This is a genomic window from Curtobacterium sp. ISL-83 (assembly GCF_018613895.1).
In the GTDB taxonomy this organism is placed as follows: domain Bacteria; phylum Actinomycetota; class Actinomycetes; order Actinomycetales; family Microbacteriaceae; genus Curtobacterium.
The window spans coordinates 1-18175 of record NZ_JAGGPH010000010.1 but is presented as its reverse complement, the minus strand read 5'-3'; the positions used below and the strand labels follow the sequence as shown (position 1 = coordinate 18175).

The 18175-nt window shown below is 67.2% G+C and carries 18 protein-coding genes, 2 pseudogenes and 1 other annotated feature; of the genes and pseudogenes, 13 read left to right on the top strand and 7 right to left on the bottom strand.

The features are described 5' to 3' along the window. The first annotated feature begins 102 nt into the window (after positions 1-102). Genes J7E22_RS10005 through J7E22_RS17610 form a run of 3 tightly spaced genes read left to right on the top strand, consistent with a single transcriptional unit; the run spans position 103 to position 2053 of the window. Positions 103-339 carry a DUF3311 domain-containing protein gene (locus J7E22_RS10005; RefSeq protein WP_214981596.1) on the top strand — a complete coding sequence of 79 codons (237 nt, stop codon included), beginning with the start codon at positions 103-105 and terminating at the stop codon, positions 337-339. Then, positions 336-1586 carry a sodium:solute symporter gene (locus tag J7E22_RS10000; protein ID WP_251008965.1) on the top strand — a complete coding sequence of 417 codons (1251 nt, stop codon included), beginning with the start codon at positions 336-338 and terminating at the stop codon, positions 1584-1586. The genes J7E22_RS10005 and J7E22_RS10000 overlap by 4 nt, the downstream gene beginning before the upstream one ends. Further along, positions 1577-2053 carry a hypothetical protein gene (locus J7E22_RS17610; protein WP_251008964.1) on the top strand — a complete coding sequence of 159 codons (477 nt, stop codon included), beginning with the start codon at positions 1577-1579 and terminating at the stop codon, positions 2051-2053. The genes J7E22_RS10000 and J7E22_RS17610 overlap by 10 nt, the downstream gene beginning before the upstream one ends. Before the next feature lie 807 nt (positions 2054-2860). Here the strand turns inward: J7E22_RS17610 and J7E22_RS09995 are convergent. From J7E22_RS09995 to J7E22_RS09980, 4 genes are all read right to left on the bottom strand, one after another. Further along, positions 2861-3733 carry an SDR family oxidoreductase gene (locus tag J7E22_RS09995; protein ID WP_214981595.1) on the bottom strand — a complete coding sequence of 291 codons (873 nt, stop codon included), beginning with the start codon at positions 3731-3733 and terminating at the stop codon, positions 2861-2863. A gap of 20 nt (positions 3734-3753) precedes the next feature. Then, positions 3754-4302: a GNAT family N-acetyltransferase gene (locus tag J7E22_RS18245; RefSeq protein ID WP_308159217.1), complete on the bottom strand. Its 549-nt coding sequence runs from the start codon at positions 4300-4302 to the stop codon at positions 3754-3756. A gap of 376 nt (positions 4303-4678) precedes the next feature. Further along, a complete protein-coding gene (locus J7E22_RS09985) occupies positions 4679-5746 on the bottom strand; it encodes a sodium:calcium antiporter (protein WP_214981594.1) in 1068 nt (355 codons plus the stop codon). A gap of 63 nt (positions 5747-5809) precedes the next feature. Beyond that, positions 5810-6226: a DUF1622 domain-containing protein gene (locus J7E22_RS09980; protein ID WP_214981593.1), complete on the bottom strand. Its 417-nt coding sequence runs from the start codon at positions 6224-6226 to the stop codon at positions 5810-5812. A gap of 154 nt (positions 6227-6380) precedes the next feature. Between J7E22_RS09980 and J7E22_RS17955 the strand changes: the two genes are divergently transcribed. From J7E22_RS17955 to J7E22_RS09935, 9 genes and pseudogenes are all read left to right on the top strand, one after another. Further along, positions 6381-6854, top strand: a complete 474-nt coding sequence (locus tag J7E22_RS17955; RefSeq protein ID WP_214981592.1) for a DUF421 domain-containing protein — start codon at positions 6381-6383, stop codon at positions 6852-6854. A 104-nt stretch (positions 6855-6958) separates the two neighbouring features. Next, positions 6959-7180, top strand: a complete 222-nt coding sequence (locus tag J7E22_RS09970; RefSeq protein WP_214981591.1) for a DUF2188 domain-containing protein — start codon at positions 6959-6961, stop codon at positions 7178-7180. Positions 7181-7838: 658 nt separating this feature from the next. Continuing rightward, positions 7839-10319, top strand: a complete 2481-nt coding sequence (locus tag J7E22_RS09965; protein WP_214981590.1) for a molybdopterin oxidoreductase family protein — start codon at positions 7839-7841, stop codon at positions 10317-10319. Then, positions 10319-10780 carry a hypothetical protein gene (locus tag J7E22_RS09960; RefSeq protein ID WP_214981589.1) on the top strand — a complete coding sequence of 154 codons (462 nt, stop codon included), beginning with the start codon at positions 10319-10321 and terminating at the stop codon, positions 10778-10780. Before J7E22_RS09965 ends, J7E22_RS09960 begins: the two co-directional genes overlap by 1 nt. A gap of 131 nt (positions 10781-10911) precedes the next feature. Further along, positions 10912-11154: a DUF6457 domain-containing protein gene (locus J7E22_RS09955; RefSeq protein ID WP_214981588.1), complete on the top strand. Its 243-nt coding sequence runs from the start codon at positions 10912-10914 to the stop codon at positions 11152-11154. Then, positions 11151-12326, top strand: coding sequence for a molybdopterin molybdotransferase MoeA (locus tag J7E22_RS09950; RefSeq protein WP_214981587.1), 1176 nt, complete (start codon positions 11151-11153; stop codon positions 12324-12326). Before J7E22_RS09955 ends, J7E22_RS09950 begins: the two co-directional genes overlap by 4 nt. A 142-nt stretch (positions 12327-12468) precedes the next feature. Then, the gene (locus tag J7E22_RS09945) at positions 12469-13611 is read left to right on the top strand and encodes a ThiF family adenylyltransferase (RefSeq protein WP_214981586.1); all 1143 of its coding nucleotides are present in this window, start codon (positions 12469-12471) and stop codon (positions 13609-13611) included. A 5-nt stretch (positions 13612-13616) separates the two neighbouring features. Then, positions 13617-14850, top strand: a pseudogene (locus J7E22_RS09940) (IS3 family transposase). Next, positions 13895-14008, top strand: a sequence feature (AL1L pseudoknot). It overlaps the preceding pseudogene by 114 nt. A gap of 97 nt (positions 14851-14947) precedes the next feature. Then, complete coding sequence (locus tag J7E22_RS09935; RefSeq protein WP_308159213.1) at positions 14948-15352, top strand: molybdenum cofactor biosynthesis protein MoaE; 405 nt, start codon at positions 14948-14950, stop codon at positions 15350-15352. Positions 15353-15378: 26 nt separating this feature from the next. On the opposite strand, the gene J7E22_RS09930 is transcribed toward J7E22_RS09935, so the two are convergent. Genes J7E22_RS09930 through J7E22_RS09920 form a run of 3 tightly spaced genes read right to left on the bottom strand, consistent with a single transcriptional unit; the run spans position 15379 to position 17425 of the window. Then, the gene (locus tag J7E22_RS09930) at positions 15379-15630 is read right to left on the bottom strand and encodes a MoaD/ThiS family protein (RefSeq protein ID WP_214981584.1); all 252 of its coding nucleotides are present in this window, start codon (positions 15628-15630) and stop codon (positions 15379-15381) included. Beyond that, a complete protein-coding gene (locus tag J7E22_RS09925; protein WP_308159216.1) occupies positions 15623-16417 on the bottom strand; it encodes a radical SAM protein in 795 nt (264 codons plus the stop codon). The genes J7E22_RS09930 and J7E22_RS09925 overlap by 8 nt, the downstream gene beginning before the upstream one ends. 42 nt (positions 16418-16459) lie before the next feature. Further along, on the bottom strand, positions 16460-17425 hold the full coding sequence (locus J7E22_RS09920; RefSeq protein ID WP_214981583.1) for a helix-turn-helix domain-containing protein: 966 nt from the start codon (positions 17423-17425) through the stop codon (positions 16460-16462). A 423-nt stretch (positions 17426-17848) separates the two neighbouring features. Here J7E22_RS09920 and J7E22_RS09915 point away from each other — a divergent pair. Further along, positions 17849-18175, top strand: a pseudogene (locus J7E22_RS09915) (GAF domain-containing protein); the annotation flags it as partial.

Genomic DNA, 18175 nt, shown 5'->3' with positions numbered 1-18175 from the left:
GTGTTCGAGAAACAGTGCTGTTTCGAGGAGAGGAAGCTGATGTCGGTTCCGTCTTCACCCACTCGTGCTCCGGCACGACCAGGTCCCTATGTCGCGTCGGGGGTGCTGATCCTGCTGGGGATCGTCGTCCCCCTGCTGGTGCCGACGTACGCGCACGCGGCACCGGCGCTGTTCGGAATTCCGTTCTTCTACTGGTATCAGATGCTTTGGGTGTTCGGCGACGCCATCATCCTCTGGATCTGCTACCGGTTAATATCGGCGGAAGATCGGCGACGGAGGGACGCGGCCCGGGCTGAGGTCGGAGCGGATGGCGCCGGTGCGACGGAAGTGACCCGATGAACGCGAATCCGGCATCCAGCCTGCTGCTCGCAGCCGGGTCCGCACCTCGCGGAACCGGCGGCAACGTCGTCGCGTTGGTGGTGCTCATTGTGATCTTCGTCGGGGTCGCTGTTATGGGGTTCTACGCAGCGAGATGGCGGCAACCGCGGGCTGAGCGGGGGATGAAGACGCTGGACGAGTGGGGCCTGGGAAGTCGCGGCTTCGGCAGCTGGATCACCTGGTTCCTCCTCGGCGGGGACCTGTACACCGCGTACACGTTCATCGCGGTTCCCGCAGCGATGTGGAGCACCGGCGCAGTGTCCGGGTTCTTCGCCGTCCCATACACCGTGGTGCTGTATCCGATCGTGTTCGTGTTGATGGCGCGGCTCTGGTCGGTTTCCCACCGGCACGGGTACGTCACTCCCGCGGACTTCGTCGGCGGTCGCTACGGAAGTCGTCTGCTCTCCACCGCGATCGCTGTCACGGGCATCGTCGCGACGATGCCGTACATCGCACTGCAACTCGTCGGCATCAAGTCGGTCCTGTCCGTGCTGGGGGTGGGAGGCGGCTCCAACGCCTTCACTCGCGATCTGCCCTTGATCATCGCGTTCGCGGTCCTCGCGGCGTACACCTACACCGCCGGACTTCGTGCTCCGGCAGTCATCGCCGTCGTGAAGGACGTCCTCATCTACGTCGCCATCGTCGTCGCGATCATCTACCTCCCGGCGCACGTGGGCGGCTGGGGGAAGATCTTCGCCGCGGCCACCACGAGAATGAGCGCGATCAGCCCCGCGACCGGGAAGCCCGTCGGATCCGTGATTCCCGGCGCGGCGAGCTTCAACGCGTACTGGACGCTCGCGCTCGGATCGGCGATGGCGCTGTTCATGTACCCGCACTCGATCACCGGCGTGCTGGCCACGAAGAGCCGCAACACCATCCGCCGGAACGCGGTCGTGCTGCCCGTGTACTCGCTGATGCTCGGGTTCCTTGCCCTCCTGGGCTACGTGGCGATCAAGGCCGGAACGAAGCCCATCGGGCTTGATGGGAAGATCAATCCGCAGCTCGTCGTGCCGCAATTGTTCCTGGACAACTTCCCTGGCTGGTTCGCCGGGGTTGCCCTCGCGGCCATCGCGGTCGGTGCGCTCGTCCCCGCCGCCATCATGTCCATCGCCGCATCGAACCTCTTCACCCGGAACATCTACCGGGACCTGATCAAGCCCTCGGCCGCTCGGGTCAACAGCTCCGCGTATCGAAGCTCGTGTCGCTGATCGTGAAGCTCGGGGCGCTGCTGTTCGTGATCGCCATGGACCAGTCAGCGGCTATCAACATGCAATTGCTCGGAGGTGTGTGGATCCTGCAGACCTTCCCCGCGATTGTCGCCGGACTCTACACACGGTGGTTCCACCGTTGGGCGCTCTTCGCGGGCTGGGCGGCCGGGATCATCTACGGCACCATCGCAGCCTACGGAGTGGAGAATCCCGTCACGCACGCTCATTTCGGCGGCTCTATCGCGGCGTTCCCGTTCACGGGCATTCCGGTGTATATCGCGATCAGCGCCTTCGCCGTCAACGCGGTCATCAGCGTCCTGTTGACCCTCGGCTTCCGGGCGTTCAAGGTGCGGGACGGCGTGGACGCAACCGCTGCGTCTGACTACGGCGCGGACGAGCACGACCCCGTCGTCCTCACCACCCCGCAAGCTGCTGTTGAGGGGGCCGGCGCAGACGTGACCCGCTGACGGTTGAAAACCCAAACGCCCTCGTCACCGACGGGTCCCGCCCGTGAGCGGGACCCCGACCAGCCTGGTGGCCGCACGTCCGCACGTCCGCACGTCCGCACGGTCCTCACGGTCCTACGGTCCTCACGGTGGATACCCACCACCCGGCGGCGGACGGTCGTCCAGCCGGACGAACGAAGGAATCGCCATCCGGCGATCTCGGCCTCGTCGAGCACACACTCAACTCGACCGACGGACGGAAATGCTGGAGTTCCCTCACAGCGCGCCCCCTTTCTTCGTTGCCGCCGTACTGTGTTTTGTTGGGGGCAATCGTTGGTGAGGACGTCGGTAGCGGATCTGCCCGGGACACGGAGCAGTCGCGACACGGAGCGCATCACTCGGCTAGCTCGAGGTCGGACGAATCGGTCCGGGATGCGGGAACCGACAGGGACCGCGGGCCCTCTTCCTACAACAGGGCGGACGGGAAATAAGGGGTCACCGAACGCGGCTCCGGCTCGTTCGGCGTTGCCCAGGCTGGCGACCCAGTCGACGTCGATGGGGCTGAGGTCTCCCCAGCGGATTCTGCTGGTGGAGTCTTCGTATGAGTGGGCGCCGGGATGCCCGGCACGTCGTTGACAGCGCAGGATGCGCTGGACCGCGACGCCCGCGCGCGAGCAGCAGCCGACGCCGCCGTCCATCCGCGGCAGCGGTTCCACCGCTCGCCGCTCCTCGGCTGAACCTGGTCACATCGTCCGGTGGGGGATCCGCCCGGGATGCTCCAGGTGCAGCCAGTCGTCCACCTCACGAGGACCTCACCCGTTCTGGGGCTTAGATGCTGCGGTGGCCCTGCACGGCGGCTTCCATCTCGGGGAGGTTGGGTGCAAGCTGCGCGTCGACGGCGAGGGGATCGCTCCGGTGCAGATCCTGCAAGCCGCGCCGGGTCGGCAACGCCGTGTTGATCTCGTGCTCCCCGCGCTCAAGACCGGTCATGAGGTCGGCCACGACGTCCTCCACGGGACGGCGGCCGAAGCCGAGGGACTCCCCTGCTTGGGACGACGCCATCATGTCGGTGTCCGTCGCCCCGGGATACAACGTCGCGACGTGGACACCGGACCCGGTCAATTCCCGCCGGAGCGCATGGTGGAAACCAGAAAGCCCCGTCTTCGTGGCCGCGTAGACCGCGTAGAAGGGCAGCGGCAGCAACCCGATCCCGCTAGAGATCCCGAGCAAGATGCCCCCGTTCGGCGACGCCAACAGTGCTGGCAGGGCCGCTTGGGTCAGCAGCACGGGCGCGACGAGGTTCAGCTCCAGCATCGCACGGACGTCGTCCTCGGTAGCCGCGGTCAACCGTCCGGCGCGAACGTTGCCGGCGTTGTTGACCAGCAGGTCGATGCCGCCACCGTCGAGCGCGACCTCCACCACGCGGTGGTGCGCGTCCGGTGCGGTGAGATCCAGCGCCAGTTCCCGTGCCGTTCCCCCGACACGGCGCAGATCAGCAGCGGCCTTCGCCAACGTGTCCGCGTCGCGGCCGACGAGCAGCAGATCGGCGCCGCGCTCCGCGAAGGCCAACGCGATGGCCCGCCCGATGCCCCGCCCACCCCCAGTGATCACCCCGCGCCGGCCGGTCAGATCCAACGACGAGGAAACGCTTTGCGGAGCACTCATGCGCCCATTTGAAGCCCGCCGGCGGTTTCCGCGCAACCGGTAACCCGACGCTGTCCTCAGAGGCGGCCAAAATCGCCAGCGGACAACCGCGGCTCCTCAAAACCCACCTCGCGTCCAAGCGGCCGAGCGGGCCGAGACCCCCTATCGAGGAAGGGACGGTTCCCTCGCACCTTCTCCAAACATCCCACGAAGGCTGTCGACGATCGATGAGAAGGTGGCTTTCGCCGGCGCCCGGGTCGACGGCAGGATGAGCCGTACGGCCTCGGCCACTCTCGGGCCGAAGTCGTCGTGGAGCCGATGCCGGCGCCCGCGTCCGCTCGCGAGGCCGTGAAGATTAGAGGGTGAGGATGGCGAAGTGGTCGCCGTACTGTGTCTCGCGCAGAATCTGGAACCCGAGGGCGGTAAAAAAACGCCTCGGGGCTGTCGTCCCCGCCGGGCTCATACACGACCGTCAACCGCTCGAAGCCACGGCTGCGCGCTTCCTGGGCGAGGCCGTGCACGGCGAACCGGCCGACACCCCGGCCTTGAACGGTTGCGGACACGTTGACACGCCAGATGCAGCTGCGGAGTTCTTCCTCCGCGTTCTCCGCGTCGAAGCTGCCAATGATGAGGCCGACGACCGTGTCCCGTCGAGGACCACACGCGTCCAGACGGAGCCCTGCTGCACATCGGACTCGGCAACCCCGTAGGTCGTTGGCTGCACGAACTGTTCCTGTCCCGGCTTGAGCGTCAGGGAGTTCGCCGCGGCCGCGGTCGACGCGGAGAGTGCTTCAAGGCGGAGGTCCGTCATGTCGCTCAGGGTAACCGGCAACCCGACAGGACCCCTCGGGTTCACGACCCCTGCGGGCCGCGATGACGTTAGGGAAGCAGGCCACGCGGACGACGATTCCAACGTCGTCAGCGCCAGGCACGCCGATGGCAAGAGGCACCCGCGGGAGACCCGGGCGGGGCGCTACCTGCGCTTCTGTGCTGGTGCGGTGCTCAGCTGAGGGTGATCGCGATCAGGCCGCCGACTCCGACGAGGTACAGGAGCACGACGACGAGGGAGTCCACGCCCATCCCGAGGACGTACTTCTTCGGGCGGAAGACGAGACCGACCGCGTACACGACGGTCAACAGCGCCGCGAGGGCGGTCAGGAAGACGTCGCTCGCGTTCGCCTGCGGCAACACCGCCTTGCCGCTGATCACCGTCGCCACCAGGAATAGCACCGGCAGGAACGCGTTCCCGCCGAAGATGTCGCTCATGGCGAGGTTGTCGTCGCCCTGCTTCACCGCCTGAAGGCCCGTGGAGATCTCCGGCAGGCTCGTCGCCAACGCCAGGACGGTCGCGCCGAACAGCACCCCGGAGAACCCGATCTTCGACGACGCCGCATCACCGGCCTGCTCAAGGACGACACCGGCGACGAGGGTCGCCAACGCTGCCACCGCGAAGATGATCGACGCTTTCGCCGTGCTCATTTTCTTCGTGGGGTCCGGCTTCCGGGTGCGGTGCTTGTTCGGGTGCGCGGTGGTGGTGCCGGGAGCTTTCCCGTCCTCGTGCCATGGAAGGCCCTTCCCGGCGCGCCGCACCAGGAACAATCCGACGAGCCAGATCGCAGCGATGAGGACCACATCCGGGGTGAGGCGGGCGAATACGAGGTGGGAGGGGAGCTGGCTGCCGGCGACGACGACCGAGAGCACCGCGACCACCACGACGGCTTCCAACACCAGGGTCAGCGACGCGGCGCGGTAGGTGATGGGTTTCACGCCCTTCCCGCGTTTGCCGAACGCGTCGAGGATCACGATCACGACCGTCTGCAGCGCGATGCCGCCGAGGATGTTGCCCGCGGCGACCTCGATGGAGCCGGACGCGGCCGCGCTGACGGTGATCGCGATCTCGGGCAGGTTCGTCGCGACCGCCAGCACGATGAGCCCGCCGAGCGCGCTGCCGAGGTGCAGGCGGGTGTCGAGCACGTCGGTGGTCTTCGAAAGTTGGATGCCGGCGAACCAGATCACCGCCCCGCCGGCGACGAAGATCACGGCCAGTAACCACAGCGGCAGGGAGTCCATACGGACTATGCAACTCCCACCCGCGCTGCGCTGATTGCAGCGACGCCAGGCTGCCGGATGGCGTCAGTCGGAGGATGAGTCTCGGGACGTTCCCTTCGCGGGACGGTCAGAGGCCTTTGGAGTGGCAGGGGTCTCTGGAGTGGCAGGGACCTTTTGCCAGGGCCAGCGGCCCGTGATCTCGAGCTCGAGGGAGAAGCTTAAGAACGTCCGGATGAGGACGATGCCGGCCAGGACCGCGATGCTTGTCAGGGTCGGCGTGACCGCGACGGTGCGGATGATGTCCGCCGCGACGAGGAGCTCGAGCCCGAGCAGGATCGACCGGCCGAGGAACTGCCGGTACGGCCGATACACAGGACGACGTCCGCGAATACCTCGGACCGCTGCCCACACGGATGCGGCGACCACCCCGACAACGACCGCGGCGACACCCGCACCATCAATCAATCGGCCTGTGAGTTCGACCCAGCCCTGGAAGCTCATCGTTCGCAGGGTAGACACTGACCCGTCCCTCGGTCACCAATGTCGGTCACCAACGTCGGACTAGGGAGCGAGGAGAACGAACATGTTGGAACGGCTCGGCACGGACGCACCTGGCGCGATCGCCGTCGTCATCGCGGCGGTCGGGATTTACGTCGTGTTCCTCGTCCTCGTCCGCATCTTCGGTCAGCGACCACTCGCGCGAATGTCCACCTCCGATGTCGTCGTGGTCCTCGCGTTGGGCTCCATCGCTGGCCGCGTCGTGCTGGGCCTATCCGTCACCCTCACCGCCGGCGCCATCGCACTCGCAACGTTGTTCGTGCTGCGATGGGTTGTCGAACGCATCGGACGCAGCAGCTGGGGGCGCCGCCTCGTCACCACACAACCGGTGTTGCTCATGGCAGACGGCGCCGTGCAGCACGATCTCCTCGCCCGGAGCCGCGTGTCCGTTGAGGAACTCCAGGGCGTTCTCCGCAGTGCGGGAATCCGGAACACGCAGGAAGTCGCCTGCGTCGTTCTCGAATCCACCGGAACCGTGAGCGTCGTCCGCACCGGCACACCCCTCGACCAGACGCTCTACGCGGGCATCATCGGCGCCGACCGGATCCCATCGGCGCTTTTTCGCTCCTGACGGTCTCCCGCCGAAACGCCGTCGACTCCTGAGCGGAGGGGTCCGTCACTTGCGCTCGCGCCCGTGCTGAGAGCCCCGCGGCGGTGGCTGCATACGGTGACGGTATGCGAGGCGATGTAGAGACGTACCACCAGGACGGTTCGTGGCACAACAAGGTCGAGGGCACCGACGAGGTGTTCGGCGAGGCAACAACGAAACGTCAGGCAGAGGCTGCGGGCCGGGAGCGGGCGACGACCGACAAGGTCGAGCACATCATCCGCAACGAGGATGGCCGGATCGCTGAACGCAGCAGCTACGGGCACGACCCGCGCAACGTGCACGGCTGACCCCGGACGGACCAGCCGTCGCCCTCGCGCGGGCGGTGTCACTATCCCGCTCGAGCCACGCCGGGCGGCTCCAGGTATGAACCGAAGTGGGATGGCTTCCGCCTGGGCAGGCATCGATCGCGGCGGCGAAGCGGTGCGCCTGCGCTCACGGAGGGGCAAGGACCTCGCCGGCGCTTCCCGGACCTCATGGCCGCGACCACCAAGCAGGTTGCCGCCGGTCCCGCGTCGACGGCGTGGCCGCCGTTTGGGTCCAGGCCGGCTCGACTTTGACGCGTTGCAGCACCGATTCGCTTCCTGCGAATGTCACGTCGGCGTTCAGCCCAGACCGACCGTTTGCCCGCCCGTCAACTCGATCTGCTTCGGGCTCACCCCGACGTTGCGCCTCATCAGGAACATCAGCTACCTCCTGAGGACAGGATCGACGAGCTCACCAAAACGGGCGAGACCGCGGACAGGTCGCTCGGGCCGATCCGCACCCGAAGCGGCGTGAACGTCCGAGATCGGGTGAAGCACAGGCGCCAGCAGCGGTCGTGGGAGACATCGACGACGACGAGCCGTTGAGGGCTGGTAGCTAGCAGCGCAGCGATAGGCGGAAGGCTGACAGGACGGCGACCGGGGGCGGGAGTACCGTGCGGGCAACGCCGTTGGAAGGACGATGATGCCCGACAGGATTGCTGATATCTGGGGAACCCGAACCCCGTTCGCGCGTGACGAGTTGTGGCCGGTCCGTCAGGACCAGAAACTTGCTGACGGGGTCGTTGAAGCGGACGTCGACCGGTGGGTCCAGTCAGCCTGCACGCTGTGCAGCAACGGGTGCGCGTGTGATATCGCGGTCAAGGACGGACACATGGTCGGCGTCCGGGGGCGCACCATGGACACCGTGAACCACGGGCGTCTCGGCCCGAAGGGACTCTTCGGTTCGTGGCAGGGCATGCAGGGCAAGGGGCGACTGACGAAGCCGTTGATTCGCGTCGACGGTGAGCTGGTCGAGACGGACTGGGACACCGCGATGAATGCCATCGTCACCCGCAGTAAGGACCTCCTCGCCAGAAAGGGGCCCCTGAGCCATGGGATCTACACCAGCGGGCAGCTGTATCTCGAGGAGTACTACGCCCTCGCGGTGATCGGGAAAGCGGGCCTCGGCACGCCGCACATGGACGGCAACACCCGTCTCTGCACCGCGACCGCGGCGACCGCGATGAAGGAAAGCTTCGGTTCCGACGGGCAGCCGGGCAGCTACGAGGACATCGACTCCTGCGACGCGATCGTGCTCTACGGCCACAACATGGCCGAAACGCAGACCGTGCTGTGGATGCGGGTGCTCGACCGCCTTGCCGGTCCGAACCCGCCGCTGGTGGTGTGTGTCGACCCTCGAGAGACGGAAGTCGCACGCCTCGCGGATGTGCACCTCGCGATCCGCCCGGGAACGAACCTGGCGCTGATGAACGGCCTCATCCGGGAGCTGTTCGAAAACGGGTGGGTTGACGAGGACTACACCGCCGCGCACACCATCGGCATCGACGGCCTCCGGAAGGCTGTCGCACCGTGGACGCCGGAAGCGGTGGCGGAAACCTGCGGCCTCGACGCAGCCGATGTTCGCCGAGCTGCTGAGATCATCGGCACCAGCGAGCGGGTGCTCTCAACGGTGCTGCAGGGGTTCTACCAGGCGACGCAGGCGACCGCGTCAGCGGTGCAGGTGAACAACTTGCACCTGCTGCGGGGCATGCTCGGCAAGCCCGGCTGCGGCATCTTGCAGATGAACGGTCAGCCCACCGCGCAGAACACCCGGGAAAGCGGAGCGAACGGTGATTTCCCCGCGTTCCGTAATTGGGAGAACCCGGACCACGTGCAGGAACTCGCCGAGCTCTGGGGTGTGCCGGCGGAGAAGATCCCGCACGCTTCAGCCCCGACGCATGCGATGCAGATCTACCGCTACGCGGAGCAGGGCAGCATCGAGTTCCTGTGGATCTCCGCCACCAACCCGGCCGTGTCGATGCCGCAGTCCGGCCGGATCCGGAAGATCCTCCAGCAGCCGGGACTCTTCGTCGTCGTTCAGGACATCTACATGACCGAAACCGCGCGGCTCGCTGACGTGGTTCTGCCGGCAGCGGGCTGGGGTGAGAAGCAGGGAACGTTCACGAACGTGAACCGCACCGTGCACCTCGCCGACAAAGCGGTCGAGCCCCCCGGGGAAGCCAAGAGCGACCTCGACATCTTCCTCGACTACGCCCGCCGCATGGACTTCCGCCGCACCGACGGCGCCCCGTTGCTGGACTGGACCGGCCCCGAGGACGCCTACCGCGCCTGGCAGGAGTGCACCCGCGGAAAGCTCTGCGACTACACGGGCATCACCTACGAGCGTCTCCGCGGCGGTAGCGGTATCCCGTGGCCCTGCAACGACGAACACCCGAACGGCACGGTGCGTCTCTACGGCGACGGGGTCTTCCGGACCGGCATGTACGAGGCTGAGACCTACGGACACGACCTCCTCACCGGCGCCGCCGTCCCGCCGGAGAAGTACTCCGGGCTGCGGGCGGATGGCCGCGCGATCCTGAAGGCCGCGCCGTACTCGCCGCCGAGCGAGCTGCCAAGCGACGACTACCCGCTGCAGTACACGACGGGACGGACCGTCTACCAGTTCCACACCCGCACTCGTACGAACCGTGCCCCCCAGCTCCGCCGGGCGGCACCAAGCGCTTGGGTCGAGCTCTCCGTCCCCGACGCGGAACGGTTCGGTATCTCCGAGGGCGACATCGTCCGCGTGTCGTCGCCGCGCGGCGAGATCGTCGTCCCCGCGCGCGTCGGCCAGGTCCGGGAAGGGGCCGTGTTCGCGCCCTTCCACTACGGCTACTGGGAAGACGGCCGCTCCGGGCCCGGCGACGGCCGGCCCACCGCAGCGAACGAGCTGACGATGACCGAGTGGGACCCGGTGTCCAAGCAGCCGATCTTCAAGGTCGCAGCGGTCCGCGTGGAGAAAGTCGCCGACGCCACCGGTCCCTCGCCCGCTCCGACGACCACGGCCTCCCGGCCGGCGGAACCCAACGATGTCCCAGAGACCGTGGGCGGCCCTGAGGCGGAGGCAGAAGAGCGACTCCGTCTCGCCGCACCACCCGTTGCCGGCGGGCAAGGAGGCAAGTGATGCTGCTCCCCGTGTACCTCGGACTGCTCCAGAGGAGCGAAACCGTGCTGGCGGACTCATTCCGCACCGTCGCGGAAGGACACGCAGCGGAGGTGGACGTTTACCACCTCGCGCACACGCTCGCGAGGCAATGCGATGAACACGCCGCCGCCGCAGCGACCGCCGTCGCCCTTTTTCCCAAGCCCGGCCACGGCGAGGAGCCAAGTCACTTCGACCCGAAGCCGATCACCTCGACCAGGGAGGGGCCGGCCGGGCTGCTCCGTGACCTGCAGGACCTGTACATGCTTGCGGGGCTGGTGGGCACGTCGTGGACGCTGGTCATGCAGGCGGCCAAGGGCCTCCAGGACAGCACACTCCTCGAGGTGGCAACGGACTGCTTCGAGCAGACCGAGGTCCAGGTCGCGTGGCTCACCACAAAGCTCAAATCCGCCGCGGAACAGGCACTCCTCATCGCCTCCTGAGCGGGCCCTCCAGCTGCCCAAACCGACAACGCCGCTCAAGGACGACATCGGCGCGAGTGAACAACACCGTCGCGGCCCCGGGCTCCCCCCCCCCCCAGACCGCGGCCTCCAGAATCGACCGAAAGGAACGGATGACGCACCCCGCCGAGCTCGACACCTGGGCAGCCGAACTGCAGACGGCGTTGGGCATCGACGACCTCGTCGTTGACGTCGACTCGGTGGTTAATCTGGCCCGTGATGCGGCGCGGGGTGTCGCCCGACCGGCGGCACCGCTCACGGCATACATCTCGGGCGTTGCCGTCGGTCGGGGCATGCCGCTCGCCGACGCGCTGAACGTAGTCGGCGGATCCTTACCGACTGCTCCGACCGCATGAGCGCTGATCTTCTCACCGCACGGCGAGTCCTGCACGCGCTCGGGGTCAGCCGGGCGCTCGGCCCCGAGACGGTTACTCTGGCCGATGCGCACGGCCGCACCCTCGCCGCTGATGTGCACGCGCGCACGTCGTTGCCCGTGGCGGACTCGTCGGCGATGGACGGCTGGGTCGTCGCCGGCGCCGGGCCCTGGCATGTCGATGGGGTGGTGCGGATGGGCGCACCACCGGGACCGCCGCTGCCGGCAGGTGCGGCGCGCGCGATCACCACGGGCGGGGCGATCCCGCCAGGAGCATCAGCCGTCGTCAGGCTTGAGCGGGCCGAGATCCTCGCCGACGTCCTCCACCTGCTCCCTGCCGCCCCCGCGCCGACGGATGGAACCGACATCCGGCACTCGGGAGAGGAAGTACACCGCGGTGATCGGATCGCATCCTCCGGTACCCACGCCTCTCCTGCCGTGATCGCCGCCGCCGCCGCGTCGGGCACCGACGAAGTCACCGTTGTCCGGCGTCCCCGGGCCGCGCTCGTCCTCATCGGGGACGAGGTCATCACCCGTGGCGTGCCCGAGGCTGGCCAGGTCCGCGACACCTACGGCCCGGTCCTCCCAGCAATCCTCGGCAGTTATGGGGCCGAGACCGTGATGGTCTCACGGGTCCGCGACGATCCCGCAAGCGTTCTAGAAGCGCTCTCCGCGGAGGACGTCGACATCGTGATATCAACCGGCGGCACCGGCGGCGGAACCGCCGACCACGTCATCAACGCGCTCATCTCGCTCCACGCAGAAGTCGTGGCGCGCAGCGTCCCGATCCGGCCGGGTCATCCCACCGTTGTCGCCGCTCGCCCAGACGGTGTCCCTGTGATTGCCCTCCCCGGTAACCCGTTCGCCGCTCTCGCCGCGCTCGTGGCGTTAGGACTGCCGGTCCTCACCGGAATGCTTGGGGCGCCGCCCGAGCGCGTGCTGCCGCGGCTCGCCGGAGAAGCGATCCCTGGACGGCCGAGGACAACGCGACTGGTGGCGGTGCGCGAGCAGTGGGACGGCGTGCTGCCCGTCGGCCGGCAAGGCGCTGCGATGGTCAGCGGCCTCCTGCATGCCGACGCGCTCGCGCTCATCCCCGAAGCCGGCGTTGCCGCCGGCGACCGAGTAGGAGTGCTTCCACTCCCGTGGCGCCGTTGACCGGGCCACGCGCTGGTGGGCAGCCAAGGGCAGCAACCCGTCTTGCTGCGATCCCTGGCGGCCGGACGAGCGCACCCGCCGTCGCCGAGCTCCGCCGCACGTACCCGATCGCAGCGCCAGAGACACTCTGAGAGGATCAGACATGGATCTCACCGACAACCAGTATTCGCGGCAGACGAGCCTGCCGGGGTTCGGTGAACGCGGGCAGGATGCTCTTCGTATGGCCCGGGTTCTCGTGATCGGTGCCGGGGGTCTTGGAAGTCCTGTGCTACCCGCTCTCGCAGGAGCAGGGGTCGGCACACTCGGGATCGTTGACGATGACGTCGTCGAAGCAAGCAACCTGCACCGGCAACACATCCACGGGCATGCCAACATCGGGCAGTTGAAGGTCGAATCTGCACGGGCGAGTATCCGAGCGCTGAACCCAGCCACGACGGTACGGACGTACGCGCTCCGGTTGACCTCCGAGAACGCGTTGAACATCTTCCGCGACTACGACCTCGTCGTCGATGGAAGCGATAATTTCGCGACCCGCTATCTCGCGAACGACGCCGCCATCCTGAGCGGCATCCCCTTGGTGTGGGGTGCGGTGTCGCAATACGGCGGACAGGTCAGCGTTGCCTGGGCTGCGAAGGGGCCGCACTACCGGGATCTGTTCCCGGTCCCGCCCGCACCCGGGTCGGTGCTTTCCTGCGCCGAGGGCGGCGTCCTGCCAACCGTGTGCACGGTAATCGGGGGAATCATGGCGACGGAGACGATCAAGATCATCACCGGCATCGGTAAGCCGCTCCTCGGCCGGGTGACCCTCTTCGACGCCCTCTCCGGCACCTTCCGTGAACTGCCCTACGCCTCCGACCCGACAGCGCCGCCAGTGACGGAACTGATCGACTACGCGCTGTTCTGCGGCGACGGCGGCGCGGACACGATCACGCCGGAGGAACTGGAAAGCGCCCTCGCATCACCACACCAGCCGACCCTGATCGACGTCCGGGAGCCGGAAGAATGGGCGGTGTCGTCCATACCCGGTGCGGTCCTGATGCCGTTGAACTCACTCGCCGAAGCGTTCAGCAGCCTGCCGCGCGACGCGGACATCATCGTGTACTGCCAACGCGGTGGCCGCTCCGCATCGGCTCTCACCCAGTTACAGGAACACCACTTCACCTCCGTCCGGCATCTGTCCGGCGGCATCGAGGCCTGGGAGTCCTACCGCCGACAAAACCCACGCCCCGCCCCAGAACTGTTCCGTCCCGGGTCTGATGGAGGCTCCCAATCCACGGGAGGATGAGAGGCATGGGAGCACCGAGGAAGTACCCGGAGGAGCTTCGGGAGCGTGCGGTTCGGCTCACGGTGGAAGCGCGCCGTGACCCTGACACCCGGCGGGGTGCGCTGGTTCGGATCAGCGGACAGTTGGGTATCAATCCAGAGACGTTGCGTAACTGGGTGAAGCAGGCCGAAATCGATGCCGGCGATGTCCCCGGCGTGACGACGGCTGACGCCCGCCGGATCGCTGACCTGGAGCGGGAGGTTCGGGAGCTGCGGCGGGCGAATGCGATTCTGAAGTCAGCGTCGGCTTTCTTCGCGGCGGAGCTCGACCGCCCGTCCAGCAGATGATCACATTCATCGACGTCCACAAGCATGAGTTCGGGGTCGAGCCGGTCTGCCGCACGTTGCAGGTCGCCCCGTCAAGCTACTACGCCGCGAAGACCCGGCCACCCTCGGCCCGGTCGGTCAGCGACGCCGCCCGCACGGTAGAGGTCGAGCGGGTGCACCGGACGAATTACGGCGTTTGCGGTGCCCGGAAGGTCCACGCGCAACTGCGTCGGGAAGGGCACGTGATAGCCCGATGCACCGTTGAACGACTCATGCAGGCCACCGGGCTGCAGGGCGTGTCGAAGCGGAAGGGACCGAAGACGACAGTCCCGGGCCCGGTCGGGGACCGGCCAGCGGACCTGGTGCAGCGGGCGTTCACCGCGACCAGTCCGGACCAGCTCTGGGTCGCGGACATCACCTACATCCGCACCTTCTCTGGATGGGTCGACGCCGCGTTCGTCACGGACGTGTTCTCCCGGACATCGTCGGGTGGCAGCTGGCGCGGAACATGCGCACCGACCTCGTCCTCGATGCCCTCGAGATGGGCATCTGGACCCGCCAACGCGAGGGGCGTGACCTGTCGAACCTGATCGATCACAGCGACCGCGGAGTCCAATATCGAGCCATCCGCTACACCGACCGGCTCGAGGAAGCTGGTGCGGTCGCGTCCGTCGGGTCGAAGGGCGACAGCTATGACAACGCCCTCGCGGAGGCAGTGAACTCGATCTTCAAAGCCGAACTGATCCGAAACAAGGGCCCGTGGCGCGGCATCGAGGACCTCGAGATCGCGACGGTCGAGTACGTCGACTGGTTCAACCACCGACGTCTCCACGGCGAAATCGGCATGATCCCACCCGTCGAGTTCGAGCACGACCACTATCGGCACAACCCCGCTCCGACTACCGTCGAAGCGGCACTACCGAGCCTCCACTAAACCCGGGGCGGAACAAACAAACCGAGACCGCGAACTGATGACAGCTTCCCGGCCAGCCGGAACGGCAGCCGCGAACCAAGGAGGAACAGTGGCGCACGTGCTATCCCTGGTCACCGGGCTGCCCATTGAGGAGGCGGAGTGCGAACGGTTTGTCTCCTCCGACGCCAATGGTGCCGTGGTGACGTTCCGCGGCGTCATCCGCAACCACGACCACGGAACGGCCGTGTCGGGGCTGGAGTACTCGGCGCATCCAGAGGCGGAGCGGTTCTTGCGGCAGTGCTGCCTGATCGTTGCTGAAGAGGCCGGTGCGCCCGTCGCCGCCGTGCATCGGACTGGGTCCCTGAAAATCGGCGACGTCGCCCTGTTCGCCGCCGTCGGCACGGCCCACCGAGGCGACGCGTTCTCCGCGTGCGCGCACCTGGTCGACCTGATCAAGACACGCGTCCCGATCTGGAAGCGTCAACACCTCACCGGCGGCACCACCGAATGGGTAGGGCTCTGACTCGGTACCAACGACCGTTGGGGTAGTCAGCCCCCAGCGAACGGGGGCAACACGTCAACCCGGCCTGCGACAGGGAGCGTGTCATCCCGGCTCACCACCCCGCCGATCAGGAACGACCCAGCGCGGAGCACTCGCTCCATCGAAGCCCCATGGAGCTCAACCAACAGCTCTTTGAGGGACGCGACAGTGCCGGTGAACTCGACGGTTTCTTCGTCACGGCCGGCCGCTTCGGCAGCGGCGGCGAAGTACCGCACGATGAGGGTCCCTGATTCAGCCACCGATCGCTCCCATGCTCCTGGCCGGACGGGCGAACCCGGCGCTGTCGATCCCGTGGCCGGCTTGCTTGCCCCACATCGCCGCCTGCCACCACGCAGCGATGGTGGCGTCATCGGCGTCCCGGCGAAGCAGCGCGCGAAGGTCCGTTTCGTCGTCCCCGAACAAACATGACCGAACGGACCCTTCCGCCGTGATGCGGGTGCGGTCGCAGTCCTCACAGAACGAACGCGTCACCGACGCGATGATCCCCACCGTTCCAGGGCCATCGTCGACAATCCATTCCTCAGCCGGAGCGGACGGGTCCTCTCGGAACGGCTCCGTCAGCCGGAACCGGGTCCGCAGCACGCTCAACAGCTGCTCCGCGGTGACCATGCTGTTCCGCGCCCACGTGGCGTCGGCATCCAACGGCATCTGCTCGATGAACCGCAGCCGGCACCCATGCGCGACGGACCACTCAAGCAGGTCCACGGCGCCATCGAGCGTCTCCGGCATCAGGACTGCGTTGATCTTCACCGGTGTCAGACCGGCGTCATGGGCTGCGCGGATACCGTCAAGAACGGCCGGGAGACGATCCCGTCGGGTCAGCCGGGCAAAGTGATCCCGGTCGATCGTGTCCAACGAGATGTTCAGCCGGGTCAGGCCCGCCTGCACGAGGGAGGCCACGCGCTTGTCGAGACCGACCCCGTTGGTCGTCATCGAAATCGACGCGTCTGGTGCCGCTTCCCTGGTGCGCCGGAGGATCTCAGCCAGGTCCGCGGCACACGCTCGTCCCGGAGGACGATCCCTCACGGGGCACGAATGGCGCTCCACAGGGTACGTTCTTGCCCCGCGTCAGCGTCGGAGGGTGTGTTTCGGGTACTCGCCGAACTGATTGAAGTACTCGTGGGAGAACCGGCCCATGTGGCCGAAGCCCCACGTGGAGGCGATTTCCGCGACCGTCGTGACGTCCGGGTCGGCTTTGAGGAGGTCGGAGTGGACGTGCCGGAGTCGCACTTCTCGGAGGTAGTTCATCGGCGCCACGTCGAGTTCCCGTTGGAAGGACTCTTGGAGACTGCGGACGCTGATAGCTGCGGCGTGGGCGATGTCCGAGACGGTTAACGGTTCGGCTGCGTGTTCGTGGATGAACGCGACCGCTGCGCGCAGTCGCGCGTTCTTCCGGTTCCCGAACCCCTCGGGAAGCGGCTCACCCTGGAACGGGTACAACCCGAACAGGGCCCGGGCAACGTCATGTTGCGCTTCCTGCCACGCTGGCGACGAGGGGCCTTCCGAGCGGAGCGCGTGCATCGCCGACGCCACGGAGCGACGCCACTGCAGAACGGCGTCCGTGGTTGGGGCGACAGACTGGTCGAACGCGATCGTCCCGTCGGTGAGGTACCGTTCCGCGGCGACGTCGAGGACGAGGTCGCGGCTGAGGTGGACGAGGCGTTGGTCCCAGTCCTCGTACTCCATCTCGAAGCGTTGCTCGATCGGGAACAGGGTCGGGACGCCGAGTTGCAGCTGCACCTCGTTGCGGCCAAGGTCCACCCGAGCACGGCCCGATTCGATCCACTGCACGACAACCTCGTCCTCGACCGTGACGTCGCCGCGGAGGTAGCCGTGCATCTGGAACCGGCGGATACTCATCCGGTCGTCACCAACGGCGACGTACTTGTACCAGTAGTCAGAGTCGACGTGGGATGAATACCACGCACGGCCCGCGTACAGGCCTGAGAGGTCGCGAATCGCGCTGGCCGTGTCGGTTCCTGCGAAGGCAATGATCGGAGCGATTGCTGCTGGGGCGTTCTGCAGGTCCGTCACGAGGTGCACCGTGTCCGGGAGACCGTGCGGTAGATGCGTGCGCCGTCGAAGAGGAGGACGGCTGGGTTTCGGGGGGTTCCGTCGTGGAAAAATTTGGACGGTAGGAAGAAGCGTGTGGCGGTCATCAGAGACCGGCCTTCCGTGAGGCGCTGGAAGCCTCATCGCTGCCGGGCCATCTCGCTGCGTCAGTGATTCGCGGCTGCGAACATCGTTCTGACGACGAGACCGCAAAGCGCGCCCGGTCCTGTCACCATACGCCCGCCCGACCGCTTTCAGCGGCCCCGTCCGGGACACACGTCGATAAGTGGACGTTTCACTTCGTGAACTGTCGTCGTCCGAAACCGCCACCCTGCGACCCTGCGACTGAGGGTTCGACGTCCTGCCTGCGGCGGCAGGGGGGTGGGTCAACGTACCGTCGGCGGTATGACGAGGGCACCGGAGCGAGATGGCAGTGATCGCTTTGACGAGCTACCGGGCGCGCTGGCGGCGGTGTTGGATCCCGGGCTCGACGTGCTGGACGCGATGGACCGGGTGATCGACGCGTGCGTCCGGTTCACTTCCGCGACCGAGGCGGGCATCGTCCTCGCCGACCGTGCCGGACGTCTGCACGTCGTCGCGTCGACGAGCGAGCGGAGCAGCGATGCGGAAGAGGCGCAGTTAGGAACGGCGGAAGGGCCGTGCATCGATTGCTTCCGTACGGGGAACACGATCGACGTGCCAGACGTCAGCACGCACGCGTCGACTTGGCCC